The 11,893-nt window shown below is 72.2% G+C and carries 9 protein-coding genes; 3 read left to right on the top strand and 6 right to left on the bottom strand.

Annotation, left to right across the window (positions count from 1 at the left end; all coding sequences use genetic code 11):
* Nucleotides 1-167 precede the first annotated feature (167 nt).
* The 5 genes from LDL48_RS00925 to LDL48_RS00905 all read right to left on the bottom strand — a co-directional run bounded on the left by LDL48_RS00925 (nucleotide 168) and on the right by LDL48_RS00905 (nucleotide 7,167).
* Entirely contained in the window at nucleotides 168-1,802 is a 1,635-nt protein-coding gene (locus LDL48_RS00925) for a glycoside hydrolase family 27 protein (RefSeq protein WP_225253001.1), read from the bottom strand.
* Between the two features lie 2 nt (nucleotides 1,803-1,804).
* Entirely contained in the window at nucleotides 1,805-2,908 is a 1,104-nt protein-coding gene (locus tag LDL48_RS00920; RefSeq protein WP_225253000.1) for a ricin-type beta-trefoil lectin domain protein, read from the bottom strand.
* Nucleotides 2,909-3,248: 340 nt separating this feature from the next.
* Nucleotides 3,249-4,514: a cytochrome P450 gene (locus tag LDL48_RS00915; protein ID WP_225252999.1), complete on the bottom strand. Its 1,266-nt coding sequence runs from the start codon at nucleotides 4,512-4,514 to the stop codon at nucleotides 3,249-3,251.
* Nucleotides 4,511-5,854, bottom strand: coding sequence for a carotenoid oxygenase family protein (locus LDL48_RS00910; protein WP_225252998.1), 1,344 nt, complete (start codon nucleotides 5,852-5,854; stop codon nucleotides 4,511-4,513). The genes LDL48_RS00915 and LDL48_RS00910 overlap by 4 nt, the downstream gene beginning before the upstream one ends.
* The gene (locus LDL48_RS00905) at nucleotides 5,851-7,167 is read right to left on the bottom strand and encodes a cytochrome P450 (protein WP_225252997.1); all 1,317 of its coding nucleotides are present in this window, start codon (nucleotides 7,165-7,167) and stop codon (nucleotides 5,851-5,853) included. The genes LDL48_RS00910 and LDL48_RS00905 overlap by 4 nt, the downstream gene beginning before the upstream one ends.
* A gap of 344 nt (nucleotides 7,168-7,511) precedes the next feature.
* On the opposite strand from LDL48_RS00905, the gene LDL48_RS00900 reads away from it, so the two are divergent.
* The 3 genes from LDL48_RS00900 (at nucleotide 7,512) to LDL48_RS00890 (ending at nucleotide 11,016) form a co-directional block, all read left to right on the top strand.
* Entirely contained in the window at nucleotides 7,512-8,963 is a 1,452-nt protein-coding gene (locus tag LDL48_RS00900; protein ID WP_225252996.1) for an endo-1,4-beta-xylanase, read from the top strand.
* A gap of 89 nt (nucleotides 8,964-9,052) precedes the next feature.
* Complete coding sequence (locus LDL48_RS44360) at nucleotides 9,053-10,330, top strand: sensor histidine kinase (RefSeq protein WP_225252995.1); 1,278 nt, start codon at nucleotides 9,053-9,055, stop codon at nucleotides 10,328-10,330.
* On the top strand, nucleotides 10,327-11,016 hold the full coding sequence (locus LDL48_RS00890; RefSeq protein WP_225252994.1) for a response regulator transcription factor: 690 nt from the start codon (nucleotides 10,327-10,329) through the stop codon (nucleotides 11,014-11,016). Before LDL48_RS44360 ends, LDL48_RS00890 begins: the two co-directional genes overlap by 4 nt.
* Here the strand turns inward: LDL48_RS00890 and LDL48_RS00885 are convergent.
* Nucleotides 10,955-11,878: a Rossmann-fold NAD(P)-binding domain-containing protein gene (locus tag LDL48_RS00885; RefSeq protein ID WP_225253322.1), complete on the bottom strand. Its 924-nt coding sequence runs from the start codon at nucleotides 11,876-11,878 to the stop codon at nucleotides 10,955-10,957. The two genes, LDL48_RS00890 and LDL48_RS00885, sit on opposite strands and share 62 nt — an antisense overlap.
* Nucleotides 11,879-11,893: the final 15 nt, after the last annotated feature.

The raw sequence follows: 11,893 nt of genomic DNA, 5'->3' as shown, positions 1-11,893 counted from the left end.
CCTTTACCCCTACCGACGGAGATCGGGCGGGAAAGGTTGTAGGCGATTTTGCCCGGCGCCCGGGTCGGCCCGGCAGGACGGCGCGGCCCGGGGCGTGGCGTCGCCCCGGACCGCGCGGTCTCAGCGGACGGCGACCGCGTGGCCGCCGATCCCGCGGGTCGGCCGGTTCAGCGGCGGGTCCACTGCTGGTTGGCGGCACCGGTGCAGGTCCACAGCACGATCGGGGTGTTGTTGGCGGTCTGGTTGTTGTAGACGTCCAGGCAGAGTCCGGACTGGTTCGCGCGGACCGTGCCGTTCGCCTGGAAGGTCCACTGCTGGTTCGCGCCGCCGCTGCAGTCCCAGATCGTCACCTTCGCCCCGGGGGCGGCCCCGACCGGCGCGTCGAGGCATCTGCCCAGCGACTGCAGGGTCTGACCGGACGCGGTCCACCTCTGGTTCGCGGCGCCGTTGCAGTCCCAGATGACCGGCTGGGTGTTGTTGGCGGTGTTGCTGTTCGGCACGTCGAGGCACCGCCCCGACGACGTGCTGACCAGAGAGTTCGATGCCGGTACCGGCGGCTCCGCGGTGGTACCGCCGCTGACCCGGTAGACCACCGTGCCGTGCGACGGCACGCTCGCGCTGATCGTGCCGCTGGTGGTCGTGGTCGCGCCGGTCCACGCGTCGACCAGGGAGTACGACGAGGCTCCGGTCTTCCCGACCGCCTCGGCCGTGGTGGAGATCGTCCGGGTGGCGCCGCTCTGGTTGAACAGGGCCACCGCGACGTCGCCGTTCGCCAGGCGCTTGGCGAGTACCCGTTGATTGGCGTCGCCCGCGACCTGGACCCCCTGCAGGCCGAGGGTGTCCTGGTTGATGGCGATGAGCCGTGGGTTCTTCAGGATCGTCTGGGTGGCGGCCGTCATGTTGCGGATGTCGTTGCCGGCGATCAGCGGCGCGGCCATGATCGCCCACATCGCGAAGTGGGAGCGCTGCTCGGTGTCGGTCAACGTGCCCCGGCCCACCTCCATCATGTCCGGATCGTTGAAGCCGCCCGGCCTCGCGTATCCGGCCAGCGGCACGTTCACGTTGATGATGTTCTGGATGCCCATCGGGTAGTCGTTGACCTGGTTGGTGTTCCAGACCAGCTGGATGTCCTCGGTGGTGCGCCAGATGTTCGCCACATCACCCCAGTTGCGCTGCGGCCCGGTCTTCGAGTGGATGCTGTTCGAGTTGATGCTGTACAGAATCGGCCGGCCGGTGGCCGCCAGCGCGTCCCGCATTCGCGCGAACGTGGTGACCTGGTCGTTGATGGTGCCGCTGGGTGAACACCAGTCGTACTTCAGATAGTCGACACCCCAGGCGGCGAACTGCCGGGCGTCCTGGGCCTCGTGCCCCTGGCTGCCGGTCGCCCCCGGGTAGGAACCGAAGTACTGCGCGCAGGTCCGGTCCAGCGGCGCGCCGTAGATGCCGAACTTCAGTCCCTTGCCGTGGATGTAGTCGCCGAGCGCCTTCATGCCGCTGGGGAAGCGGGTCGGGTCACCCTGCAGGTTTCCGCTCGAGTCCCGGTTCGGGTTCATCCAGCAGTCGTCGACCACCACGTACTCGTAACCCGCGTCGCGCATGCCGGAGCTGACGATGCTGTCGGCCATTCCCCGGATCAACGACTCGTTGATGTTGCAGAAGAACGTGTTCCAGCTGTTCCATCCCATCGGCGGGGTGCGGCCCACCCCGTTGTCCAGAGCCTGCGCCGACGGAGCGGTGGCGACGAACGCGGTGCTCGACAGCAGCAGGATTCCCACGGCGAGCATGGCTTTCCAGAGTCTCATGGTTATCGACCGGTCCAGACTTGGTTGGCGGCGGCGGTGCAGGTCCACAGGTGGACCACGCTGCCGGCGGCGGTGGCGTTGCCCTTGACGTCCAGGCACAGGCCGGACGCGGCGTTGCTGATCGTGCCGTTCGCGTTGCGGTTCCAGCGCTGATTCGTCCCGCCGGTGCAGTCCCACAGCTGTGCTCTGGTTCCCGCGGTGGCGTTGGTGGGTGAGTCGAGGCACTTGCCGAGTGACTGCAGGGCCTGACCGGTGGCCGTCCATCGCTGGTTGGCCGCGCCGGAGCAGTCCCAGATGACCGGCTGGGTGCCGTTGGCGGTGTTGCCGTTCGGCACGTCCAGGCAGCGTCCGGACCCGGCGTTGGCCAGAGCCCCGCCGGCCGGGACGTCGGACGGGTCGCCGATGGTGCCGGGAACCGACCGCAGCGCCGTGTACCAGGCGGCGGCCATCTTGTCGTAGCCACCGGCGGTGGGATGGACGCCGTCGATCAGGTCCGCGGTCGTCAACACGGCGTGCATGTCGACCAGGTGGACCCGCTTGCCGCTGTTCACCTTGCTCTGCACGATGCCCGGCAGCGCGGCGTTGAACGTGCGGGCGGCCGCCGCCTGGCCGGCCGAGGCCAGCGGAATGATCGTGGCCACGAACACGTCCGCCGCGGGCGCGGCCGCGGTGATGCGGTCGACCAGGGCGGAGAGCCGGCTCGGCGCGGACGGCACCTGATGGTTCTGCAGAATGTCGTTCGTGCCGAGATGCAGCAGAACGGTGCGCGGATCGGCGGTGCGCAGCCATCCGGTGACGGCGGCGTCGACCTGGTCGATCCGCCATCCCGGATGGCCCTGGTGGTCGTGGTCGCCGAGCGCGGCCGGACCGTTGAACTGGGTGCCGACGAGGTCGACCCGGTACCCGGCGCCGGACAACCGCTGCCAGAGCCCGATGCGGTAGCCGCCGGGAACCTGGGTGCCCTCGGTGATCGAGTCGCCCAGCGGCATGACCCGGACCCCGCCGTTCGACTCCGCCGCCGCCACGCCGGGAGGGGCGACGGCGCCGGCCAGGGCGAGTCCGGCGGCGAGAACGACGCGGCTGATCCATCTTCTTCGTCCGGGCATCCATGCTCCTTTCGGCGTTCCGCCGGATCGCGGCAACCGCAGCGGTGCCGGCGGGGTCGGGACCGCGTCCCCCGGGCCGCCGTGCGAGGCGCGGGTATGGCGGGTCTGCTGGCCCGCGATATGCGGCGACGGCGGCCGGGCGGTACCGGTCCGGACGAAAGTGTGAGCGCTAACATTGCGATTCACAAGGTTGCCAGAACGTATCAAGACATTCAAGTATGAAAATTCGTTCGAGCATTCTCGGTGATCGATCGCCGACCGTTCGGTTATGCCGCGCGTAACACTTTTCCAGCGACGTTCGCTCATTTATCGGGGTGATCCCCGGGCGTTTCGCCGGGGGTCAGGCCGGTTGCGGCCCGGTCGCCCGCAGCGGAAGACGGGTCAGTCCGCGGATCATGCCGGAGGCGCGCCGGCGTACCCGCCCGCCGATCCGGAGCCCGGGGAGCCGTTCGGCGAGCCGCCGGACGGCGACGGTCGCTTCCAGCCGGGCCAGCGGGTGACCCACGCAGTAGTGGATGCCGCCGCCGAAGGCCAGGTGGGCGGTGGTGGCGGGACGGGCCGGATCGAAGCGCCCGGGATCCAGGAAGGCCGCCGGATCCCGGTTGGCGCCGCCGATCAGGGTGACCACGTACTCGCCGGCCCGCACCCGGTGGCCGCCGAGCTCGACGTCCTCCCGCGCCACCCGTCCGGCCCGCTGGACCGGCGGGTCGAAGCGGAGCGTCTCCTCGACGGCCGCGCCGGCTCCGGCCGGGTCCGCGGTCAGTGCCGCCCACGGCCCGGCGTTGCGGAGCAGGGCGTGTACCGCGTTGCCGATCAGGTTGGTGGTGGTCTCGTAACCGGCCACCAGCAGCAGGTTGCACAGCGGCAGCAACTCGTCGTCGCGGACCTCGCCGGCGCCGTCGGTGACCAGGCGGCTGATGAGGTCGTCGGCGGGGTCGCGGCGGCGCAGCGCGAACAGGCCGGTGAACATCCGGTCCAGGGCCTGGGTGGCGGTACGCAGCCGGGCCGCCTGCGTCATCGACCGGACCCCGTCGATGGCTCCGCCGAGCACCGCCGCGTGGCGGTGGAAGGCCCGGTGCTGGTCCGCCGGGATGCCCAGGATCGCCGCCATCACCGCCAGCGGCAGCGGCCCGGCCACCGCGGTCATCAGGTCGAAGCGCCCGGCCCGCTCGGCGTCGTCGAGCAACCGGTCGACGGTACGTTCGATCAGCGGCCGGTAGCCGGCCACCGCCCGCGGTCCGAGGTCGGTCTGTACCGCCCGGCGCAACCGGGTGTGGTCCGGCGGGTCCATGCCGAGGAACGACGTCTCGAAGTCGTCGCGCAACGACTCGTCCACGGTCAGCCGGTCCGGTTGGACGCCGAACCGCCGGTCCCGCAACACGTCCCGGCACACCTCGTGGTCCACGCTGACCCACATGCCCGACCGGGTGCGGGACAGCCGGCCCCGGTCACGCAGCTCCTCGTACAGCGGATAGGGGTCGTTGCGCCACGGCGCCACGTGCAGCCGGGCGTCCGGGTCACCGTGCAGATAGCCGTCGGCGGCAAGGCTCCAGCGGCGCCGTTGCACGCCCCGGGTCAGCCGTACGAAGGTGCCGAAGGTGCTCACGTCATCGCCCGCCATTCGTCGGCCCGGATCCAGCTGCTGTGCGCGCCGACCGGGACCCGTACCGGCAACGGCACGACCGCCACCGGCGGTCCGGCCAGGTCGGCCGCCTCCCGCACGACGAGGGCGCTGGCGTCCGAGGCGAGGTCCGTCTGCAGGTGCAGCAGCCACCCGTCGGCCTCCGGCCCCCGCGCGGCCCGCGGCACGAACACGGGTTCGCCCGAGAGGGTCCCGGCACCCAGCTCGTGCACCTCGCCCCGGCCGTGCCGCAGATCGAACCGCAGCAGGCCGGACCGGTCGGAGGTCGCGTCCTGCGCGACCGCGTAGTAGTAGCGGAGCGGTTGGCCCTGGCGGCGCGGATCGGCCCGGGGCAACTCGTGCGGGCGGTCGTCCAGCGGGCGGGCCACGGCGTGGTCGGCGCCCGCCTCGGCCCGCCACTCCCACAGCGTCGCCGGCCGGCCGAGGGGGTCGCCGGCCGGGTCGTCGAAGAGCCGGTCGTACCGCAGTCCGCGCACGGTCAGTGTGCCGTCCGCGGTCTCCTCCGCGCCGACCAGGTGGTAGACGAAGCCCGGCTCGATGGCCAGCCAGCGCACCGGTCCGCCGGCCCGGGGCAGCACACCGATCCGGGAGCGGTGCCGGCCATGCCAACGGTAGGGGAACGCGCGGGCTGCCGCCCGCCGCACGTCGAAGCGGACCGGCAGATCCAGGAACACCAGGGAGTACGGGGTGAGCGCGATGTCGTGCACGAGCGGCCGGCCCCCGAGGGGTATCCGGTCGCTGCGGGTCACCCGGCCGTCCGCGGACACCACCAGGTATTCCGCCCAGCGGCGCAACGGCGAGTAGACCAGCGCGTGCAGCTCGCCGGTGGCCGGATCGACCTTCGGGTGGGCGGTGAAGCCACGGCGGAGCTGACCGTCGAAATCGGTGTACCGCACGGTTTCCAGGGTCTCGGAGAGCTGCACCGGCAGGCAGCCCGACTCGACCAGCGCGAGCAGCAGTCCGTGGTGGGCGACGACGTTGGTGTTGACCGTGTCGATCGGGAGGTGCCGTGGCCCGGGCGCCGGCGGCTCGCCGAGGGCTCGTGCCGCGCGGCGGGATCGGATCCACCGGTTGCGGAACCAGAGGGCGCGCCCGTGCCGCAGCCGGACCCCGCAGACCAGGCCGTCCTGCATGAACCACGGGTACGTACCGTCCAGTGCCCGGCGGGGCCGGCCGGCCGGCGCCGGGCCGATCTGGGTGAACAGGCCGTCCAGCTCGGGCGGCAGGTGACCGGTCACCGGCAGCGTGTGCTCGGTGTGCTCGCGGGGCACCGGCGCGAACGCGCCCGTCAGGTACCGGCTCACCCGGCGGCGAGGCGCAACGGCAGGGGACCGGCCGGGCGCAGCGTGATCGACGGGTCGGGGCGCACCGGTCCGTCCGGCACCGGCGTCACCCGGCAGCGCCGGGCCAGCGTGGCGACGGTCAGGCAGGCCTGGGTCATGGCGAGGCTGGATCCCGGGCAGGCCCGGGGTCCCAGTCCGAACGGCGCCAGCGAATGGCGTCGGTACGCGGTGCCCCGGCCGTGCTCCTCGGTGAAACGCCCGGGCCAGAAGTCGTCCGGCCGTGGCCAGACGTCCGGGTGCCGGTTACCGACGTACGGGCTCCAGGCGAGCCACGACCCGGCCGCGACGGGGTAGCCGCCGACGGTGTCGTCCGCCACCGCCCGGCGCATCATGATCCATACCACCGGATAGAGCCGCATGGCCTCCTCGACGACCCGGCGGGTGTGTGCCAGCGCCGGCAGGTCCGCCACGGTGGGCGCCCGCCCGCCGGCGACGGTGTCGATCTCGGTACGCAGCGCGGCCGCCTGGTCCGGGTGGGTGGCCAGCAACTGCCAGCACCACGCGAGGGTGTGCCCGAGCGTCTCGTGCCCGGCGAAGAAGAGGCCGAGCAGTTCGTCGGCCACCTGCTCCCGGGTGGATCCGCCGGACTCGGCGTCGGCGACCAGGCGCGCGATCAGTTCCGTGCTGGGCCGGGCGACCAGGGCGGCGATCGCGGCACGGACCCGGCGCATGGCGGCGTGGAAGCGGCGGTTGGCGGCGGTCGGCACGAACAGCGGCGGGAACGGCCGGGCCAGGTACCGGACCACGAAGTCGCACACCACCCGCAGATCGGCCGCGACCGCCGCGGTCTCGTCGGTCAGTTCGGTGCCGAACAGCGTGCGGCAGGCCAGGCGCATCGACAGGGTGGACATCTCGGCGGACGCGTCGACCGTGCCCGACCGTTCCGCCGTCGCGGCCCAGCGGTCGGCGAGGTCGCCCAGGCATTCCTCGGTGATCCGGGTGGCGATCGCCAGGCTCTGCGGTCCGAACGCGGGTTGCACCAGGCGCCGGCGCCGCAGCCAGTCGTCCCCGCCGGGCGACACGGTGAGGCCGGAACCGAGGAACGGGCGGGCGGCCCGGTACACCGGAGCGTCCTTCGTGTAGTTGCGGTGGTTGTCCCGCAGCACCCGCGCCACGTGGTCCGGATGGGTGATGAAGGTCAGCTCCCGGCCGAGTACGCCGGTGACGGCGACTCCGTCGGGCGCGGCGGCGACCTGGGTGAAGAGGCCCAGCGGATCGGTACGGAACGCGCTGAACGCCTTCCTCGCCGACATCCGGGCCGGGGTCCGCCTCATCTGTCCACCGGTCGCGGTTCCTCCACCGGTCCATCGAACCGGTCCCGGGCCGCGCCGTCGACCGGGTGGGGCGATCGCCCCTCCGGGTACTGCCCGGTCGGGCAACCGAGATACACCCCAGCGCCTACCTCGGCGGGTACCGGGACGACGGCCCGGGCATTCGAATTGTCCCGCCGGACACCATGTGAAAACGGCGGGAAAAAGTGTTACGCGGCTCCCGTCCGATCGCTCGCCGATAAGCGAAGTCGTCGCACAAATAATCGCTGCACATTGCCTTTCATCAATGCCCGTGAAATCGTCGACACGGTCTGCAATCCTGCCGTGATCGAGGAGGAAACGTACCGATGAACGACGTGCCCGCACGCCCGAAACGCCGCGCCAGACTGCTTCTCGGCGGTGTCTGCGCCGTGCTGGTCGCCGCGTCCTCGGTGGTGGTCGCCACGCTCGCGCACGCCGAGCCCAGCGGCCCGCCGGGCACCACCCTGAAGGCGGCGGCGGAACGCAGCGGCCGGTACTTCGGCATGGCGATGGGCGCGGACCGGCTCAGCGACGCGGGCTTCCAGACCATCGCGCGCCGCGAGTTCTCCATGTTGACCGCGGTCAACGAGATGAAGCCCGACGCGACCCAGCCCAACCGGGGCCAGTTCAACTTCAGGAACGGCGACGCGCTCTACGACTTCGCCACCCAGAACGGCATGCGGGTCCGTGGCCACACGCTCGCCTGGCACGCGCAGCAGCCGAACTTCTTCCGCAGCCTCAGCGGCAGTGCCCTGCGCACCGCGATGATCGAGCACATCAACGGCGTCATGGCCCACTACCGCGGCAAGATCTTCCAGTGGGACGTGGTCAACGAGGCGTTCGAGGAGAACGGCAGCCGGCGGGCGTCGAACCTGCAGGCCACCGGAAACGACTGGATCGAGGCGGCGTTCCGGGCCGCCCGCATCGCCGATCCGTCCGCGCAGCTGTGCTACAACGACTACAACATCGAGAACTGGACGTACGGCAAGACGCAGGGCGTCTACGCCATGATCCGCGACTTCAAGGCCCGTGGCGTCCCGGTCGACTGCGTCGGTCTGCAGACCCACTTCACCGGTGGCAGCTCGCTGCCGGGCAACTTCCAGCAGACGCTGTCCAGCTTCGCCGCGCTCGATGTGGACGTGGTCCTGACCGAGGCCGACGTCACCAACGCCTCGACCAGCCAGTACCAGGGCCTGACCCAGGCCTGCATGAACGTCCCCCGCTGCCTCGGGATCACCACGTGGGGCGTGCGGGACAGCGATTCGTGGCGCAGCAACGAGAGTCCGCTGCTGTTCGACCGCAACAGCAACCCCAAGCCGGCCTACACCTCCGTCCTCAACGCCCTCAACGCCGCCGCCACCTCGGTGCCGGGGACCAGCACCCCGCCGAGCACGCCGCCGAGCTCCGCACCGAGCACGCCGCCGAGCAGCCCGCCGAGCACGCCGCCGAGCACGCCGCCGGTCACCGGGGAACCGGGCGGCTGTACCGCCACGTTCCGCATGGCCAACAGCTGGGGCGGCGGCTTCCAGGGCGAGGTGACCGTGGCGAACAACGGCTCCGGCGCCCTCAACGGGTGGACCGTACGGCTGACGCTGGCCGGCGGGCAGACCATCGCCAACGTGTGGAACGGCGTGCACACCGGCACCAGCGGCGCGGTCAGCATCCGCAACGCCGCGTACAACGGTTCCGTCGGGGCCAGTGCTTCGACCAGCTTCGGCTTCCTGGTCAACGGCGGTAGCAACACCGCACCCGGCGACATCGTGTGCAGCAGCCCCTGACCCGTCGACGCGGTGCGCGGGTCGCGTGGAGCCCGCCCCCTATCGTGGGACGGGCACCGTCGACGCAGACCTCGAGGACGATTCATCCCGTGCAGCCACCCCCCGGCCTCCGCCGCTCGCCGGCGGCCGACATCGAGCCGTCCGGCACGGACGGCGGCGGAGGCCCACGACCACGCGGCCGGTGGCAACGGGAGGCCGCGGTCACGGCGACGGCGTTCGCGGTGTGCCTGTTCGGCGGCCTGGTGCAGTCCGACGGCACGCTGGCGCCGCCGACCGCCGCCGGGTACGTCGTCGCGGTCGTGTCCTGCGGCCTGCTGCCGGCGCGGCACCGGGCGCCGCTGGCCGTCCTGCTCGCCACGGCCGTCGTCGGCGTGCTGGCGTCGCCGCTGGGTCTGCTGCTGAGCCCGCTCATCGCGGCGCCCACCGTGGTCGCCGCGTACTGCTACGCGCTCACCGCCCGCACCGACCGGCGGGCGGCGAGCGCGGTGCTGCTGACCTCGGCGGCGCTGCTGGTCGCGTCCACCCCGCCGTGGGCGGAACACTCCTGGCAGGACCTCAGCCGGATGGGGGTGGTGGCGGCGTTCCCGCTGGTGGCCGGCGTGCTCGGACACTCGGTGCGGAACCGGCGGGCCTACCTGGCGGTGGTGGAGGAACGGGCCCGGCGGGCCGAACAGGACCGGGACGACGAGGCCCGCCGCCGAGTGGCCGACGAACGGGTGCGCATCGCCCGGGAACTGCACGACCTCGTGGCCCACCTGATCACCCTGGCCAATGCGCAGGCCACGGTCGCCGCCCACCTGTTCGACATCCGCCCCGAGCAGACCCGCAAGAGTCTGGGCGAACTCGTCGAGACCACCGGCCAGGCGCTCGACGAACTGCGGGCGACGGTCGGTCTGCTGCGTCAGGCCGGGGACGCGACCGGACCCGGCGAGCCGGCGCCCGGACTGTCGCAACTGCCCGCGCTCCTCGACTCGTTCCGCCGCGCGGGCCTGGAGGTCGCGGTGCACCGGGAGGGCACGGCCAGGCCGATCCCGCCCGGGGTGGATCTGACCGCCTACCGCATCGTCCAGGAGGCCCTGACCAACGTGACCAAGCACGCCGGCACGGGCAGCGCCGACGTCCGCCTCGCCTGGGCGCCCGATCGCCTGACGGTCACCGTGGCCGACGACGGAACGGACACCCGGACCGCGCGGCACCGGCCGCCCGGCTACGGTCTGATCGGGATGCGGGAACGTGCCACCGCGGTCGGCGGGGACCTCACCGCGGGCCGGCACCCGGGTGGCGGCTTCCGCGTCCGCGCCCAGCTGCCCCTCCAGCCCACGAAGGAGACCATGGAGCGCACCGACCGGCCGGGTGGCGCACCGTGACGCTGCGCGTGCTGCTCGCCGACGACCAGGCTCTGCTGCGCGAGGCCTTCCGGCTGCTGCTGGAGAGCGCCGACGACATCACCGTGGTCGGTGAGGCCGTCGACGGCGGCGACGCGGTGCGGCTGACCCGGGAGCTGCGCCCGGACGTGGTGGTGATGGACATCCGCATGCCCGAGACGGACGGTCTCACCGCCACCTCGCAGATCTGCGCGGACCCGGACCTGCGCAGCACCCGCATCCTGATCCTCACCACCTACGAGACCGATGAGTACGTCGCGCAGGCGCTGCGCGCCGGAGCCGGCGGCTTCATCGGCAAGGGCATCGGCGCCGGCGACCTGCTGGACGCCGTGCGCACGATCGCCGCCGGAGACACGCTGCTGTCCCCGGCGGCGACCCGGTCCCTGATCGCCCGGTTCCTGGCCACCCCGGACGAGACCCCGCCCGCGCAGCCCGGTCGGCTCGACGTGCTGACCGTGCGCGAACGCGAAGTGGTGGCGCTGGTGGCGACCGGACTGTCCAATCAGGAGATCGCGGAGCGGATGTTTCTCAGCCCGTTCACCGTCCGCGCCCACGTGCAGCGCGCCATGACCAAGCTGGACGCCCGTGATCGGGCACAACTGGTGGTCATCGCCTACCGGACCGGTCTGGTCCGTACGCCCCCCGAAGGTGGGCCGGAGGCGCGGTAGGTTCCGGCAGTACCAGGGCCGAGTGGGCCGGTCGCGCGGTCGCGGAGGGCAGGGCGGCGAGGTCGCGCAGCCGGGCGTTGCGCCGGGCCAGGTCGTCCGCCGTGGTGGGGAACAGCGTGGCCGCCCCGGTGCCGACCAGCGCCTGGTTCATGGCCACGAACGGCCGCAGGCCACGGTCGTAGGCGGCCAGGGCCGCGGTGTGGTCGCCGTCCCCGGCCAGGGCGTCGGCGAGCAGGTAGGCGCCGACCAGGGCAAGGCTCGAGCCCTGTCCGGTCAGGAACGACGGCGCGTAGGCGGCGTCGCCGACCAGCGCGACCCGGCCGGCGGACCAGCGTGGCATGCGGATCTGACCGGCGGTGTCACAGAACAGGTCGTCGGCGTCGCGCATGGCCGCGACGATGCCGGGCACCTCCCATCCCGCGTCCGAGTAGACCGAGGCGACCAGGTCACGCTGGGCGTCGGGGTCCCGGAGGAGCGCCCCCGGCGGTTCCGGCCGGTGGAAGTTCAGGAAGGCGTGCAGCTCGTCGTCGTCCCCGACGGCGTAGAGGGCCGCGGCCCGCCCCGGGGTGTTCCACAACACCAGTTCGCGGGAGAGACCGAACGTGTTCGGCATGGTGAAGTCGGCCCCGTGCCCGGACTGCTCCACGGAGTCGATCCAGGTGCCGAAGATCAGTTCCGCGTCGTCGCGGACCAGCTCGTGGAGGACGGCGGTCAGGTCGCCGCGGCGTACCTCCAGATCCTGCCCCTGGACGCTGCCGGCGACGGTATGCGGAGCCAGCGAGATCAGCTCGACCCATCCGCCGGACCACCTCGATCGCGGTGCCCCGCACGTCGATCGGGTAACCGCCGTCGCGCGGCGCATCCGCCTTCTCCACCA

The organism is Jidongwangia harbinensis, from assembly GCF_020216025.1.
Classification (GTDB): domain Bacteria; phylum Actinomycetota; class Actinomycetes; order Mycobacteriales; family Micromonosporaceae; genus Actinoplanes; species Actinoplanes harbinensis.
This window is presented reverse-complemented; position numbering and strand designations above follow the sequence as displayed.